The organism is Natribacillus halophilus, assembly GCF_900100185.1.
Taxonomy (GTDB): domain Bacteria; phylum Bacillota; class Bacilli; order Bacillales; family Marinococcaceae; genus Natribacillus; species Natribacillus halophilus.
This window is the reverse complement of sequence record NZ_FNEN01000007.1, coordinates 76,279-91,583: the sequence shown is the minus strand read 5'-3', so window position 1 is coordinate 91,583 and position 15,305 is coordinate 76,279. Positions and strand designations below refer to the sequence as shown.

13 protein-coding genes and 1 other annotated feature are annotated in these 15,305 nt (G+C 50.8%); of the genes, 2 read left to right on the top strand and 11 right to left on the bottom strand.

The window, feature by feature from the left end:
* The first annotated feature begins 244 nt into the window (after positions 1-244).
* On the top strand, positions 245-535 hold the full coding sequence (locus BLS58_RS09715; protein WP_245723126.1) for a 3-isopropylmalate dehydratase: 291 nt from the start codon (positions 245-247) through the stop codon (positions 533-535).
* Between the two features lie 12 nt (positions 536-547).
* Here the strand turns inward: BLS58_RS09715 and aspS are convergent, their stop codons facing one another.
* The 11 genes from aspS to BLS58_RS09660 all read right to left on the bottom strand — a co-directional run bounded on the left by aspS (position 548) and on the right by BLS58_RS09660 (position 13,638).
* Positions 548-2,335, bottom strand: coding sequence for an aspartate--tRNA ligase (aspS, locus tag BLS58_RS09710; protein WP_090398380.1), 1,788 nt, complete (start codon positions 2,333-2,335; stop codon positions 548-550).
* A 16-nt stretch (positions 2,336-2,351) separates the two neighbouring features.
* A complete protein-coding gene (hisS, locus tag BLS58_RS09705; RefSeq protein ID WP_090398378.1) occupies positions 2,352-3,623 on the bottom strand; it encodes a histidine--tRNA ligase in 1,272 nt (423 codons plus the stop codon).
* 61 nt (positions 3,624-3,684) lie between these two features.
* Positions 3,685-3,921: a binding site (T-box leader), on the bottom strand.
* A 128-nt stretch (positions 3,922-4,049) separates the two neighbouring features.
* Positions 4,050-4,490: a D-aminoacyl-tRNA deacylase gene (dtd, locus tag BLS58_RS09700; RefSeq protein ID WP_090398376.1), complete on the bottom strand. Its 441-nt coding sequence runs from the start codon at positions 4,488-4,490 to the stop codon at positions 4,050-4,052.
* A gap of 22 nt (positions 4,491-4,512) precedes the next feature.
* Complete coding sequence (locus tag BLS58_RS09695; RefSeq protein WP_090398374.1) at positions 4,513-6,687, bottom strand: RelA/SpoT family protein; 2,175 nt, start codon at positions 6,685-6,687, stop codon at positions 4,513-4,515.
* A gap of 115 nt (positions 6,688-6,802) precedes the next feature.
* Positions 6,803-7,318 carry an adenine phosphoribosyltransferase gene (locus BLS58_RS09690; protein ID WP_090398372.1) on the bottom strand — a complete coding sequence of 172 codons (516 nt, stop codon included), beginning with the start codon at positions 7,316-7,318 and terminating at the stop codon, positions 6,803-6,805.
* Positions 7,308-9,650, bottom strand: coding sequence for a single-stranded-DNA-specific exonuclease RecJ (recJ, locus tag BLS58_RS09685; protein ID WP_090398370.1), 2,343 nt, complete (start codon positions 9,648-9,650; stop codon positions 7,308-7,310). Before recJ ends, BLS58_RS09690 begins: the two co-directional genes overlap by 11 nt.
* A gap of 61 nt (positions 9,651-9,711) precedes the next feature.
* On the bottom strand, positions 9,712-10,026 hold the full coding sequence (locus tag BLS58_RS09680) for a LapA family protein (protein WP_090398368.1): 315 nt from the start codon (positions 10,024-10,026) through the stop codon (positions 9,712-9,714).
* A 30-nt stretch (positions 10,027-10,056) separates the two neighbouring features.
* The gene (locus BLS58_RS09675; protein WP_342705590.1) at positions 10,057-10,959 is read right to left on the bottom strand and encodes a cation diffusion facilitator family transporter; all 903 of its coding nucleotides are present in this window, start codon (positions 10,957-10,959) and stop codon (positions 10,057-10,059) included.
* A 63-nt stretch (positions 10,960-11,022) separates the two neighbouring features.
* The gene (gene secF / locus BLS58_RS09670; RefSeq protein WP_090398518.1) at positions 11,023-11,961 is read right to left on the bottom strand and encodes a protein translocase subunit SecF; all 939 of its coding nucleotides are present in this window, start codon (positions 11,959-11,961) and stop codon (positions 11,023-11,025) included.
* Positions 11,951-13,255: a protein translocase subunit SecD gene (gene secD / locus BLS58_RS09665; RefSeq protein ID WP_090398363.1), complete on the bottom strand. Its 1,305-nt coding sequence runs from the start codon at positions 13,253-13,255 to the stop codon at positions 11,951-11,953. Before secD ends, secF begins: the two co-directional genes overlap by 11 nt.
* 68 nt (positions 13,256-13,323) lie before the next feature.
* The gene (locus tag BLS58_RS09660) at positions 13,324-13,638 is read right to left on the bottom strand and encodes a post-transcriptional regulator (RefSeq protein ID WP_218126206.1); all 315 of its coding nucleotides are present in this window, start codon (positions 13,636-13,638) and stop codon (positions 13,324-13,326) included.
* 110 nt (positions 13,639-13,748) lie between these two features.
* Here BLS58_RS09660 and spoVB point away from each other — a divergent pair, with 110 nt between their 5' ends.
* Entirely contained in the window at positions 13,749-15,302 is a 1,554-nt protein-coding gene (spoVB, locus tag BLS58_RS09655) for a stage V sporulation protein B (protein ID WP_090398359.1), read from the top strand.
* Positions 15,303-15,305: the final 3 nt, after the last annotated feature.

The window sequence follows — 15,305 nt, the reverse complement described above, 5'->3', positions numbered from 1 at the left end:
ATTTGGGGTATGACTTCGGGCATATCATACCCCGCGGAGCGTTTCGTCTGCCATTTGGGGTATGACTTCGGGCATATCTTACCCCGCGGAGCGTTTCGCCTGCCATTTGGGGTATGAAATCGGTTATATCGTTCCTCTTAAGCGCGGTGCAACCCCGGAGCCTCTATTCGAAAAGCGCCAATCGCAAGAGGGTTGTTTTTATTTCAGTAAACGGCGGGTATAATGGGGGCAGGAGGGATGACCGATGGACGAACAACCGATCGCCGTACACCCGATTGCTCATATGGAGCAAAAAATCGGAGCCATTGAAAAACATACGGAACATTATCATACCGAGATGAAATTGTATCGGGACCGCATTGACATCGATGATGACAGGTACCCGATCGATAAAGTCTTTGACATTTCTTACCGTTATAAAGAAAATGAAGTCGGTTTTCTTTATTTGCACACTTCCCAGGGTGTTCGCTCCTATTTTATCACTGCAGACCCCGAACCTTTTATTGCCGCTTTTCGTGAAGTCGAACAAAAATAAAAAACGAACCCCTCACGGGTTCGCTTTTTTTTTCCTCGGACTCAAATGCAGTTCCTTCCACTGTTCCTCGCTGACAGTGCCGGGTGCCTCCGTTAATAAACAGCTGGCACTGGCTGTTTTTGGAAAAGCGATCACTTCACGCAAGTTGTCAGCCCCGGTGAGGATCATGACGATGCGGTCAAAGCCAAGGGCAATGCCTCCGTGAGGGGGCGCACCGTAAGAAAGGGCATCAATGAGAAAGCCGAATTTTTCTTTTGCTTCCTCTTCGCTAAATCCGAGTGACCGAAACATTTGCATTTGCAGTTCCGGTTCGTGAATACGCCGCGAGCCTCCGCCGAGCTCATAGCCGTTTAAAACGAGATCATAAGCATTCGCGGTCACATCTTCAGGCGCTGTTTCCACCTTATCGACGTCTTCCTCGATCGGACGTGTGAACGGATGGTGAAGCGGGACATAACGGCCGCTATCCTTGTCATATTCAACGAGCGGAAAGTCGGTCACCCACAGAAAATGGAAAGCGTCTTCGTCGATCAGGTTCAGTTCCTTGCCGAATTTCAAGCGCAAGGCGCCTAAAACATCGAACACCACTTCCTGTACATCTGCCGCAAACAGCAACAAGTCCCCGCTTTCTCCGGCCATGGCATTCAATATATTTGCTTGTTCATCCTCGCTTAAGAACTTCGTGATCGGCCCTTTTAGTGTTTTCTCCTCATCGACCTTGAGCCACGCGAGCCCTTTCGCGCCGTAAATAGCGGCAAAATCGGCGAGATCGTCGATTTCTTTTCTCGACATGACGTCGCCCTGTCCTTTGGCGTTTAACCCTTTCACGATGCCATTGTTCGCAAGCGCCTTTTTAAAAACCTGAAACTCGCTGCCGGCGACAATATCGGAAAGCTCGACGAGTTCCATGCCGAAGCGTGTATCGGGTTTATCCGAGCCATAGCGATGCATCGCTTCATGATACGTCATGCGCGGGAAAGGTGTGGTGACGTCGAGATGGTGGCTCACTTTTAACAACCTTGCCATCATCTTTTCGGTCATGGCGAATAATTCCTCGGTGTTCATAAACGAGGCTTCGATATCGATTTGCGTAAACTCCGGTTGGCGGTCCGCACGCAGATCTTCATCGCGAAAACAACGGGCGATCTGGTAATAACGTTCAAAGCCCGCGACCATAAATAACTGTTTAAAAAGTTGCGGGGACTGCGGAAGGGCAAAAAATTCATGCTCGTGGACGCGACTCGGGACGAGATAGTCCCTCGCGCCTTCCGGCGTGCTTTTCGTGAGCATCGGTGTTTCGATTTCCATGAACAAATGCTCGTTTAAAAAGGTCCGCACTTCCTGGGTCAATTGATGCCGCAACTGAAAGATGGCTTGCATTTGCGGTCGGCGTAAGTCGAGAAAACGGTTCGAGAGCCGGACATCTTCGGATACGTTGATCTCTTCATCCATGGGAAAAGGCAAAGGCTTCGCCTTGTTCAAAATCGTGACTTCCTCCACTCGCACCTCTACCGTCCCGGTCGCAATCTTTTCGTTTACCGTTTCTTCATCCCGGCGGACGACTTTTCCGGTCACATCAAGCACATACTCGCCGCGGATGTTATCGGCAATATTCAGGGCTTTTTCGCTGATGTCCGGGTTAAACACAGTCTGGACGATGCCACTCTGGTCACCCAGGTCGATAAAAATCACCTGGCCCAAATCTCTCCGTGTTCTTGCCCACCCTTTTAAGCGAACGTTTTCGCCTATCATGTTTTCGGTGATTTCGCCGCAAAAATGGCTTCTTCCTAAATCTGTCATCGCTCATACTCCTTTTTTATTTTTGCAATTGCCTCACGTGAGCAGCGAGTCTTTTCATCGGGATATCTTCCTGTTCACCTGAAGACATATCGCGAAGTTTAACCATGCCGCTCGCCAGCTCTTCTTCGCCGAGAATTGCGGTATACGCGGCGCGTAAACGATCCGCTGCCTTAAACTGGGCTTTTACTTTTTTTCCGAGATAATCTTTATCGGCACTCAAGCCCTCGGCCCGTAACTCTCTTAATATGCCTGCCCCCTTCTCGGCGGCGACATCTCCAACGGTAACGAGATACACATCGAGGCCGCGATTGACGTCCGGTAAAGCACCCCGCGCTTCCAGCGCCATTAACAAGCGCTCGATGCTCAGGCCAAAGCCAATGCCGGAAATAGACGGGCCGCCCAAATCTTCGATCAAACCTTCATAACGCCCCCCGCCGGTGAGGGTTGTGATCGCGCCGAACTCGGGCTCTTCCAGCATGATCTCAAACGATGTGTTCGTGTAGTAATCGAGGCCGCGGACGAGATTGGCATCGATGACAAACGGGATCTCCATCTGCGTGAGCAACCGTTGCACCTTTTCAAAATAACGCTGCGAATCCTCGTTCAAGTAATCGAGAATCGCCGGAGCTGTTTCCTGTAACGGGTGATCACGATCCACCTTGCAATCCAGGATCCGCAACGGGTTTTGTTCAAGCCGTGCCTGACAATCCTCGCAAAACTCAGCAATGCGCGGGGAAAAATGGCTGATCAACGCGTTCTTGTGGGCGGTCCGGCTTTCTTTATCGCCTAGGCTATTAATCACCAATTTTAAACGATCCAATCCGCACGCCTCGTAAATATCCATCGCCATCGCGATGACTTCTGCGTCAATGGCCGGGTCATCGCTTCCGATCGCTTCGATGCCGAACTGATAAAATTGCCGCATACGGCCCGATTCCGGACGTTCGTAACGAAACATCGGCCCGAAATAATAAAGCTTCAATGGTTGTTGCGGATGACCGTGCAGTTTATTTTCCACGTAAGAACGAACGACAGGGGCCGTTCCTTCCGGTCGCAACGTGATCAAGCGCCCGCTGCGGTCCTGAAACGTATACATCTCTTTTTGCACGATGTCTGTCGTGTCTCCGACACCGCGCTGAAACAGTTCCGTCGCTTCAAATATCGGTGTGCGAATTTCCGTGTAATTATACTTGTGGCTGATCTCCCGGGCGATGTCCTCGACGTATTGCCAATGCGCCGCTTGCTCAGGGAGGACATCCTGGGTACCTCTTGGGATATTAATGTTCATGTTCAAACCCCTCTCATTCTATACTTTTCTGTCACACATAAAAAATCCCCCTGACATGAATCAGAGGGACGAGCTTAAGCCCGCGGTGCCACCCACATTGAAGTGATGCTTGTAGCAGCGATCACTTCCGCTTACCGCGGTTAACGCCCACGCGACGTTTCGATCTATTAATAGCCTCACGTTCGATCAAAAACCTCCGAAGTGTCTTTCCCCGACATTGTACAGAAGGGCTCACAGCCACGGCTCCTTCCTCTCTGCCTACAAGCGGTCGCGTACTTTTCTTCATCCTCGGTTTAATATGTTGTTGACCATTATCATACGGTTTCACGGGTGAAATGTCAACGGCTCCGCGGATAGTGAAGCCATAATCCGGTCGATACTTGCAGACAATGGCGTCACCAAACCATGGTAAAAGATCTGCCACCCCTAAGGCGATTCCAACATCAGCGTCACCGGGCCGTCGTTAATAAAATCCACATCCATCATCGCGCCGAATTGGCCGGTTTCTACAGTCACTCCGATCTCTCGCAGCCGTTCATTGAAAGTTTCGCAGAGCATCTCCGCATAATCCGGCTTGGCTGCATGTACAAAACTGGGTCGCCGCCCTTTTCTCGCGTCGCCATACAGAGTAAATTGGGACACCGATAAAACGGCCCCGGAAACGTCCAGTAAAGACAGGTTCATCTTCCCATCATGATCTTCGAACAGCCGCAGGTTGGCCACTTTATCCGCGAGCCAGCGGGCATCCTGTTCGCTGTCTTCGTGGCTCACCCCGACAAAAACGACGTAGCCGTGCTCGATCGAACCAACAACCGCGTCCTCCACGCGCACTTCTGCTCGTTTGCTTCGTTGTAGTAATGCTTTCATTTCTGTATCTCCTTACCAAAAGTTAATGCAGTACGCGGCGCACGGAATAAATATCAGGCAGGCGCTTGATTTTTTCAACCACTTTCCGTAAGTGGTCAAGGTTATTGATGGCAATCGTTATATCGATCACGGCCATCTTGTTTTTACCCGCGCGGCCGTTGACCGCATTGATGTTGGTTTTCGATTCAGCGACGACATGCAACACTTCATTTAAGAGTCCCCGACGGTCATAGCCGGTGACTTCGATATCAACGTTGTAGCTTTTCGCCTTTTCCTGTTCCGGTTCCCATTCAACCTCGATGAGACGATGATTATTTTCTTCGGTATTGGCGATATTCGGGCAGTCGGCGCGATGAACCGATACGCCGCGTCCTTTCGTGATAAAGCCGCGAATCTCATCACCGGGCACCGGGTTGCAGCATTTGGAGAGACGAATGAGCAGGTTGTCCGCACCTTTTACACGCACCCCCGTGTTGGAGCGGCGTGTTTGGGCCGGGCTGGGGATATCCTTGATCGCTTCGGTGACCGTTTTTTTCTCAAGCTCCTTGGTTTCGTTGCGTTTCTTTTCGGTCAGCCTTGTGACGACTTGCTTGGCGGATATGCCGTTATAACCGACAGCCGCGAACATATCGTCCTGGCCCGAAAAGCTGAATTTCGCCATGACCTCCTGCAGGTTACCCTCCGTCAGAATCTCCTTCGGGCTGAAGTGCTGGGCGCGCAATTCTTTTTCAATCGCTTCCCGTCCCTTTTGCACGTTTTCTTCCCGGCGTTCTTTTTTGAAAAACTGTTTGATTTTATTTTTGGCATGGGAACTTTGTGTCAGCTTCAACCAATCCTGGGAAGGGCCATACGAATGCTTGGACGTCATCATATCGACGATATCCCCGGTTTGCAGTTTATAATCAAGGGGGACCATCTTTCCGTTCACTTTCGCGCCGATCGTACGATTGCCGATTTCGGTGTGGATCCGGTAGGCAAAATCAATCGGCACCGACCCGCGCGGCAATTCAATGACATCGCCTCTCGGCGTAAACACGAACACCATATCGGAAAATAAATCGATTTTCAGCGATTCCATAAATTCTTCCGCGTTGGAAGTGTCATTTTGCCACTCGAGAATCTCCCGGAACCAGTCGAGTTTTCCGAGCGACTGCTGATTGAGGGCTTTGCCTTCTTTGTAGGCCCAATGGGCAGCCACCCCGTATTCGGCGACGCGATGCATCTCCTCGGATCGGATTTGCACCTCCAACGGTTCACCCTTGGGTCCTATAACCGTGGTATGCAGCGATTGATACATATTGGCTTTCGGCATGGCGATATAATCCTTAAACCGGCCCGGCATCGGTTTCCAGCGGGTATGAATCACACCGAGCACGCCATAACAATCCTTGATGTTTCTCACGATAATGCGCACCGCAAGTAAATCATAGATTTCATTGAATTGTTTTTTCTGGATCGTCATTTTGCGATAGATGCTGTAAATATGCTTCGGTCGCCCTGATATATCCGCTTCGACATTTAAATCTTTCACACTTTCGCGAATATCATCCATGACTTCTTCAATATATTGCTCGCGTTCATTGCGTTTTTGTTTCATAAGATTGACGATGCGGTAAAACTGCTGGGGATCGAGGTAACGCAAAGCGATATCCTCCAGTTCCCACTTAATCGTAGAAATCCCGAGGCGGTGAGCCAGGGGTGCAAATATCTCCAAAGTCTCATTGGCAATGCGCTTTTGCTTATGTGGAGCCAGATACTTGAGCGTGCGCATATTGTGCAGGCGGTCAGCCAGTTTAATCATAATGACGCGAATGTCCCGCGCCATGGCCACGATCATCTTCCGGTGGTTTTCGGCTTGTTGTTCCGCTTTCGATTTATATTTGATTTTCTTTAATTTCGTCACGCCATCGACGAGCATGGACACTTCCTCGCCGAACAACTCCCTGAGTTCTTCCACGGTGGCTTCTGTATCTTCGACGACGTCATGCAAAAAGGCACTGGCAATCGTTGCCGGCTCCAGTTGCAACTCGACGAGTATATCCGCGACTTGAACAGGATGATGAATATACGGTTCCCCTGATTTGCGATATTGCCCTTCATGAACATCTTCGGCATAAAGATAGGCACGTTCAATAAAAGCAACCTGCTCTTCAGTAAGATATTCACCTATTTTCTCCATCACTTGTTCTTTCGTCATGGGATCACCCTTTATCCTATTCACAGTCTTTATTTAATCTATTATCCAGAAAAAGTCGAATCCTGTAAAGACAAAAGAAAGGACGCCTATGAAAGGCCCCCCCCTCCGGCAACGCTTACTCATAAGTCATGAGCGAGTAAACATCATACGCTTTCAGTTTCTCTCCCCGTTCGAGATAGGCAAGTTCAATTAAAAACGCGCAGCCGACAACTTCACCGCCGAGCTCTTCCACAAGCTGAATCGTCGCTTCGATCGTGCCGCCTGTCGCGAGCAGGTCGTCGGTAATAAGTACGCGGTTCCCCGCCTTGATCGCATCTTTATGAATCGCTAAACTCGCTTTTCCGTATTCAAGGCCATAATCCGTTTCGACCACTTCCCGTGGCAGTTTGCCGGCTTTGCGTACGGGCACAAAGCTCTTCTGCAATACATAAGCCATCGGACAACCGACGACAAATCCGCGGGCCTCCGGCGCCGCGATCACGTCGACATCCTTGGCTTTCGCATATTCTGCCATGTCTTCGATCGCTTTTTTGTATACTTCCCCATTTTGCATGAGAGGGGTAATATCCTTGAAGCGGACACCTTTGGTCGGGTAGTCTTCGATAATTTCGATATATGGTTTATAATCCATCGGTTAGCACCTCGACTCGTTTCTTTTCAAGTGGCATACAGGCAAACAAAAATTGCTTTAACGCTTGATAGTTGGAAAACTTCAACGTCTGTTCAATGTCTTGTTTTTCTTCATAATTGTAAAAGGTCGGCGACGCGTTTAAGTCCTGTTTCAGCGGCTTATCGTTGACGGTCAACTGCCCGTCGCGGACACTCACGAATTCCAGTTCCGTAAACACCTGGACCATGAATTGAATCGTGTCTCGCGACCAGCCCTGATAGCGGGTGATGGTCGGTTCATGATCGTGGAGGTGGAGAGGAGCGTATTTTTTTAAATAAATATAAAACCATTTAAAAGCTTCCCGCGTGGGCTTCGTCATAAAAAACGTACTGCTTTTCTCCATAAAACCGGTATAGATCGAGCGAATAAACCGTTCGTTGCTCGTCAGAAAGTGCTCAAGATCGGCCAAATGGTTCGGTAAATCAAAGAAAAATATATCGGTGGCCGTCGTTAAGCTTTCCTCGCCGGCCCATACAACGTCTGATGACGAAAAACCCTGGGCGATCGCTTCTTTTTCGTGTTCCGGTTGAAAAATGACAACGGCCATGGGGCGATCGCCGGATACGAGCGACGGTAAGCGTTCGCGTCCGCGCACATCGAACAATTGCCGTTCTTTTACAGCCACATCCTTGACGACGAGTTGCGGCTTTTCCTGCCCCTTCCATTCATTGATGTCCAATGTGCCGACGAGGTGAATGTTCGCGTCACCGTTAATCTCATCATCGAGATAGCCAAAGCGGAAGCCGATACAATCCAGGGTTCGTTGGGGTTCTCCAACGGCCATTTTAACATGGTTTTTGTCGCTTCCGATTTTGCGCTTTTGCTGAATCGGCACATTCGCGATGGTTACGAGCGGCTTCGGATTTCCGACGCCAAACGGCGCCAACTGTTCGATTTCACGAAGCAGATCAACATTGATATCGTCAACGTCCAGCTCCAGCTCAATGTTTGTCGTCGGTACCAAATCTTCGGGTGAGAGCGACTTTTGCGCTTCTTCGTTTAAGGCATCCCGGAGCGCCGAAATATCGTCTTCATGGATGGATAACCCCGCGGCCATTCGGTGTCCGCCAAATTTCTGAAAGAGCTGGCGGTGGCGGGAAAGCGCGTCATAGAGGTCAAGCCCTTCAATGCTACGGGCAGAACCCTTGCCATTGCCTTCCTCATCGAGGGCAATGACGATCGTCGGCCGGTAATACTTTTCGACAAGCCGGGAAGCCACGATGCCGGTCACACCCGAGTTCCACCCTCTCCCGGCCACAACAATCGCCCAGTGATCCCCTGCGCCTTCCAGGTGGACAAGCGCCTCTTTGGTCATGTTATCGACGGTTTGCTGGCGTTCGCGATTGTAGCCATCAATCGTCTCGGCGAGCGCCTGCGCTTTTTCCATATCCGCCGTTAACAGCAATTGCACGGCGGGGCCGGCCGCGTCCATGCGACCGGCGGCATTGAGACGCGGGCCAAACCCAAATCCGACCGTTTCCGCGGAAAAAGGCGGTCCTGAGATGCCGGATAATTCTTTTAACGCCTGCAGACCCGGGCGTTCGAGATGACCTAACGTTTGTAAGCCCGATTGAGCGAAGAACCGGTTTTCATCGACGAGGGGAACGAGGTCGCTGATCGTCCCCAGCGCCAATAGATCCAAACCATCCAGCGGAAATTCTCCGAGCAAGGCGTGCGCCAGTTTGCTCACAACCCCTACCCCGGCCAATTCCTTAAAAGGATACGGGCAATCTTGTCTTTTCGGATTGATGATGGCATTGGCAGCGGGCAGTTCCGGCGGTGCCTCATGGTGATCGGTGACGATCACGTCAAGACCCATCTCGTTGCCATCATCGACGGGGCTCTGGGAGGAGATGCCTGTATCGACTGTGATCACAAGCCTGGCACCATCTTCGTGCAGCCGTTGTAAAGCCATACTGTTCAGGCCATACCCTTCTGTAAATCGATTGGGAATATAGTAGTCATAGTCCGCACCCAGTTTTGCCAGTGTTTCACACATGAGTGCTGTGCTGGAAACACCATCGACATCATAGTCGCCGAAGACGACGATCTTTTCATTTTCGGAGATGGCACGGGACATGCGGTTAACCGCCGCTTCCATGCCTGCCAGTAAGAAAGGGTCGTGCATCACCGCTGGATTGGTATGTAAAAAAGCGCGTGCCTCGTCTTCTTGTCTAAGTCCACGGCGACAAAGGAGATGAGCGGTTCGTTCCGTCACCTGAAGCGCGGCGGCCAATGCGCTGGCGTCTTCGTCCCTTTCGTGTACATGCCATCTCGTTTTTGCATCGAGCATTTCTGTTTTACACCCCTCACCTAACCTTCTTCATTATACAAAAAGGCCGGTTGCACAACAATTACTCAGTTCGATCCCGTGTCTTTTGCGTCTTGTCATCTTGCTGGGGCTCAGGATGGTCGTTCGTCTGGCGGCCCTCGGCGTTGTTCTTTTTCAGGTGCCGCACTTCTTGCTGCAGGCGATACACTTTCAACAGCCCTGCGCCCCCAACGATTAAACCGCCCATGAGAACCGAGCCGAGGATGATAAGAATCAGGGGAATTTGCGTTGTTCCGAAAAGAAAGTTTACCGTTACGCTCTCGACATTGATGACCGCGAATATCGATATCAGCAACGCGGCAATCAGTACCAGAATGAGCGTCCATTGCCCTTTCATACATACAACACCACCTTTTTTACCGTCCCACTATTCACCTTGATAGGGATTGACGTGTACGAGCACATTCCGGACTTTTTCTTCTTCCAGCAACAATTGTTTCACGTCCGTCGCGATATCATGGCCGGCGCGCACACTTATTTCTGGATCTACAACTATTTTAATATCAATGATCACATAATGTCCATGTTGACGCGCGTGAAACTCATCGATACCAAGCACACCCCTAACGCCGAGGACATTGTTTTTCATCTCTATCGTGTCTTCTTCATGCATGACATGGTCCAAAGCGTTGTGAACCGCCTCTTTTCCCAGCCGCCAGGCCATGAGCATGACGAGACCGGCGACAAACACACCCGCGACGAGGTCGCCATAAAGGAGCCACTCGATGTTGTAATTGGACCCGAGAATAGAAGCGGCCACACCGAGAAGCGCCGCCAGGGAGGAAATGGCATCGGAGCGATGATGCCAGGCATCCGTGACGATCGCCTCGCTGTGATATTTTTTTCCGAGACGCACTTTGAAACGAAACAATACTTCCTTGATAATAATCGAGGCGATGATGATATAAAGAGCGATCGTGCCCGGGGCCTCGCTTTCTCCCCACATTTCCCCAAACGTACTCAAGGCAATGTCAAAGCCGACGAGAAACAGGAGCACGCTGACGATAATGGCCGTAATCGTTTCCGCTTTGCCGTGACCGTACGGATGATCTTCGTCGGGGGGAAGCTCGGCCGCCCGGACGCCGACGAGAACGGCGAAGGAAGTGATGACATCGGCTGCGGAGTGGGCAGCATCAGCGATCAACGCCCGACTGTTCGCGATCATGCCGGTAATACCCTTGACGATGGCAAGCGCGATGTTGATGATAATGCCCAACCATGCGGCATGTCTTACTTTCCTGTAACGTATCTCGTCAGCGTCTGTCATCATTATCACCGTTCTGGATGTTAGAAGTGAGAGGTTGGAGGTTGGAAAAAACCACCCCATCCTCTTTTATGGCTGTTCAGCCTCGGGAGCCGGTTTGTTCTGTTGTCTTTTTATCGCCTTATTTTTCCATACGAGCCATAGCTGGGCGGCGAAAAAGAGCGAGGAATACGTGCCGGCGATCAGCCCAAGCACGATCGCGAAGGCAAAGGACGTGATCGCTTCGCTTCCGAGCAGCCAGATGGCCACCGCGGCGAACAAGACGGTCAAGACCGTATTAAGCGAGCGTGTGAGGGTTTGCAACAAGCTTTTGTTGACAATCCCGGCTAACTGCTCGAAATTCTCTATGTCTCGCTCTTCCTCTTCCTTGCTGACATTTTCCCGAATCCGGTCAAACGTTACGATCGTATCGTTAATCGAATACCCGATAACGGTGAGTACCGCGGCAATAAAAGGAATGTTGATTTCCAGCTGTAATAAACTGAATACCGAAATGACGAAAAAGGCATCATAAAGAAGCGCGGTGATGGCCGCGAGTCCGTATAAAAATTCAAATCGAATCGCGACATAGATCACGATGCCGAGCGACGCCAAGCCGGTGGCGATGAGCGAATTAATGGCGAGTTCCCGCCCGATTTGCGGGGAAACGGTGCTCACATTCGGTTCGAAGCCGAACACTTCGTCAAAATGCACCTGTAAATCCGTGACTTCTTCCTGTTCGAGCGCCCCAATAAATTGTGCCGACGCCTGTTCATTATCATCCCCGGCGAGGGTAATGTCATCGGGCGCCAGCCCAATTTCGGCAAATTCGTTTTCGATTTCCTCTTCGGTCAGAGGTTCATCGGCCATAAAGTCGACGCGCGTGCCGCTGGAAAAATCAATGCCCAGATTAAGTCCGAACGTCGACAGCAAGATTGCGCCGGCAAGCACGACGAGGATCGTAAAGGCAAAAAAGGACTTACGAGGCTTGATGAGATCGATATTTTTATCGGCAAATTTAAAGTCCACGGCGAACATCACGCTCCTTTACGCCGAACAGCCAATATTTCCGGTTTAAACTCCGGCTGTTAATCCATAGTCCGAGCAAGAGGCGCGAGCCGTATACCGCGGTAATAAAGCTCGTCAAAATGCTGACGATGAGCATGACGGCAAATCCCTGCACCGCGCTCGTTCCAAAATAGAACAGGACTGCGGCAGCGATGATAGTCGTAATATTGGCGTCGATAATCGTACCCAGGGCCCTTCGGCTCCCCAGTCGATAAGCGGACCGCATCGATCTGCCCTGTTTTATCTCTTCTTTTATACGCTCGTAGGTTAGGATGTTGGCGTCCACCGCCATCCCTACCCCGAGGATTAAGGCGGCAATCCCGGGTAAAGTGAGTACACCCTGAATGGAATTAAAGAGAATCATAACGAGATAGATGTAAACGGAAAGCGTGATGGCGGCGATCACACCCATAAATCGGTAATAGGCCACCATGTAAGCCAGGATAAGTGCTACGCCGATCATCCCGGCAAATAACGTCTGTTCCAAAGCCTGCTCCCCTAAGGATGCCCCGACAGCGTTGGAGTATACCTCTTCGATTTGCACGGGTAAGGAACCGGCATTGAGCATCTCCGCCAAAAATTCGGCTTCTTCAAGGGACTCCATGCCTTCGATGGAAACATCTTCGGTATATAAGGGCTGGGGCACGCTTGGTGCCGACAGGAATGCCGGATCTGCTTCACCGATTTCATCATAGAACGAATGCTCGTCCTCATCATAATCGAGCCAAATGACAAGCGAATCCTCCGGTGGGGTATTTTCGTATAGTTCACTTGTAATATCTCCGAATGCCTCTCCGTCCTGGAGCGTCACTTGTACGATCGGTTGATTGGCATCGTTAAATCCGGCCGACGCGCCTCCTTGCTCAAGGTCTTCGCCGGACAGCAACAATTCGTCATCGACCGTCCGAAACGAGAGATTCGCTTCCGTGGACAAGAGTTCACGGGCTTCTTCCTGGTCCTCAACACCGGGAAGCTGCACGCGAATACGGTCTTCCCCTTCCACGGTAATCGACGGTTCCGAAACGCCGAGGACGTCCACCCGTTCATTCAGGGCTGAAGCCGTCGCCTCAATATCATCTTCGGTCAGCTCACCTTCGTCATCGGGTTCAAGTTCGTAAAGAACTTCAAACCCGCCCTGCAAATCAAGGCCCAGATTCGTACTTCGCGCGACATCAAAGGCCGTTTGTGATATCAGTACACCCAGTGCGATCACAATGGCGAAAAATGCGCCGATTCTCCCCCATTTTGTTCCCATACATTTGCCTCCTTCAACGATCCCGCCAACTCGGCTTGCCTATGATCATGCTCGCGTCTAGTCATGATCTAGTCATGATCAAGGACATCCCCGAGAATGCCTTCCAGTTCATCATCGGTATCCTTCGTCCATCCGCCCATGCCCTTGTAGGCATTGATCGTCTGTTCATTCATGAAATCCGTCACCGATAAACGCATCAATACGTTCACGAATCGATAGAACGGGGTGAATTCTGTTTCCTTGTTAAGCTTCTGCACGCCGAGCCGCCAAACATCTTCTTTTGCGACTTCTTCATGGCCGAGGAGATGCCATTCATCTCTTTTTAATTCGAGTATCGGTTCAACATCCGTTTTCCATACTTCAAATTGCTGCGGATTTCCCATATTCATCCCTCACTTTCAGCATTGCTTGTCATGCTTGGCCCTTCTTTCTGCATAGATATGTAATGGCGGATGAAACCCGAATCTGCCAACGCTTAGGAAGGAGCACGGGTATGACGAAACAAACGTTTTTCGCGGGCGCTTTTATTCTGATTATCGCGGGCTTAATTACCCGTATCCTCGGATTCATCAATAGAATCGTCATGGCAAGGATCCTGGGTTCTGAAGGTGTGGGGCTCTACATGATGGCCGTTCCTTCATTACTGCTCATCATCACACTCACCCAGCTCGGTCTCCCCGTCGCGATTTCCAAACTGATCGCCGAAGCCGATGCGAATGAAGAACATGAACGAAAAAAAAGAATCCTCGTCGTCTCCCTTGTCGTTACCGGTTCGTTAAGTGCAGTTTTGACCATCGGGATGCTTGCCTTCGCACCGCTTCTCGCCAGCTTCCTGTTAACCGATATTCGCGCGCTTTACCCGTTGCTCGCCATTATTCCGATCGTGCCGATCGTGGCCTTGTCTGCCGTCTTAAGAGGCTACTTCCAGGGAATGCAAAATATGCGCCCGATCGCGTACTCGCAAGTGATCGAGCAAGTCGTCCGCATCGCCCTCGTCGCCTTTTGTACGAGCATCTTTTTGCCGTTCGGCATCCAATTTGCCGCGGCCGGTGCGATGATTTCCGTCGTCGCCGGCGAACTCGCTTCATTGCTGTACGTCATTTATGTGTTTAAAAACAATAAAACGATGAGCATCCGCAAAAATTTCTTTGCTGCCCTCGAAGGGGGAAAAAACACATTAAAAAATTTGATGGAGATCGCGTTGCCGACCACCGGGAGCAGACTCGTCGGCTCCGTTTCGCAATTTCTCGAACCGATCATCGTCGCCCAAAGTCTGGCGATCGCCGGGGTGGCCACCGCTACGGCCACGAGCCAATACGGCGAACTGGTCGGATTCGTCGTCCCGCTTCTGTTTTTACCTTCATTTATTACGCAAAGTTTGTCGGTATCGCTCGTACCGGCCATTAGCGAAGCCCATAGTCAAGGCGACTATGCCACGATTCAAAAGCGTTTGCAACAAACGACGAAAACCGCCCTGTTGTCCGGAGGGATTTCCGTTATTATCCTGTACGTATTTGCGGTTCCCATCCTCGACCTCATGTATGATGCGCCCCAGGCAGCCGTGTATTTGAAATTGATCGCGCCCTTTTGTATCTTTCTTTACTTTCAAATGCCTCTGCAATCGGTATTACAGGCGCTTAACCTGGCGAAAGCGGCTATGTATAACAGCCTGATCGGCGCAGGCATAAAGATGTTCGCAATCGCCTTTCTGGCCTCCCGTCCGGAACTCGGCATCATGGGCGCGGCCCTCGCGATTTGCGCGAGCCTTATGGTCGTAACCCTGCTCCATTTTATCAGTGTTTCCCGTGCGATCGGATTCACATTAAAAGTGAAGGACTGGACCGGTACGCTGCTCGTTTCCATATTGACTGCGGGGGTCGCTGTTCATGCCTTCCGCACCTTTATTACATCCGAGCAAATGCTCCTTGGAACGATTATCAGCTTAACGCTTACCGTCGTCTGCTACCTGATCGGACTGGTTTTGTTCCAGCTTCTCCCTATTAAGAATATCAGTCGAATCCCAATCCTTCAATCTTTCTTTCGCTAGCTC

What these genes read in the sequence shown, in the direction of transcription:
- BLS58_RS09715 (WP_245723126.1), top strand. Translation starts at nt 245, where the DNA reads ATGGACGAACAACCGATCGCCGTACACCCGATTGCTCATATGGAGCAA.
- aspS (WP_090398380.1), bottom strand. Translation starts at nt 2,335, where the DNA reads ATGACAGATTTAGGAAGAAGCCATTTTTGCGGCGAAATCACCGAAAAC.
- hisS (WP_090398378.1), bottom strand. Translation starts at nt 3,623, where the DNA reads ATGAACATTAATATCCCAAGAGGTACCCAGGATGTCCTCCCTGAGCAA.
- dtd (WP_090398376.1), bottom strand. Translation starts at nt 4,490, where the DNA reads ATGAAAGCATTACTACAACGAAGCAAACGAGCAGAAGTGCGCGTGGAG.
- BLS58_RS09695 (WP_090398374.1), bottom strand. Translation starts at nt 6,687, where the DNA reads ATGACGAAAGAACAAGTGATGGAGAAAATAGGTGAATATCTTACTGAA.
- BLS58_RS09690 (WP_090398372.1), bottom strand. Translation starts at nt 7,318, where the DNA reads ATGGATTATAAACCATATATCGAAATTATCGAAGACTACCCGACCAAA.
- recJ (WP_090398370.1), bottom strand. Translation starts at nt 9,650, where the DNA reads ATGCTCGATGCAAAAACGAGATGGCATGTACACGAAAGGGACGAAGAC.
- BLS58_RS09680 (WP_090398368.1), bottom strand. Translation starts at nt 10,026, where the DNA reads ATGAAAGGGCAATGGACGCTCATTCTGGTACTGATTGCCGCGTTGCTG.
- BLS58_RS09675 (WP_342705590.1), bottom strand. Translation starts at nt 10,959, where the DNA reads ATGATGACAGACGCTGACGAGATACGTTACAGGAAAGTAAGACATGCC.
- secD (WP_090398363.1), bottom strand. Translation starts at nt 13,255, where the DNA reads ATGGGAACAAAATGGGGGAGAATCGGCGCATTTTTCGCCATTGTGATC.
- BLS58_RS09660 (WP_218126206.1), bottom strand. Translation starts at nt 13,638, where the DNA reads ATGGGAAATCCGCAGCAATTTGAAGTATGGAAAACGGATGTTGAACCG.
- spoVB (WP_090398359.1), top strand. Translation starts at nt 13,749, where the DNA reads ATGACGAAACAAACGTTTTTCGCGGGCGCTTTTATTCTGATTATCGCG.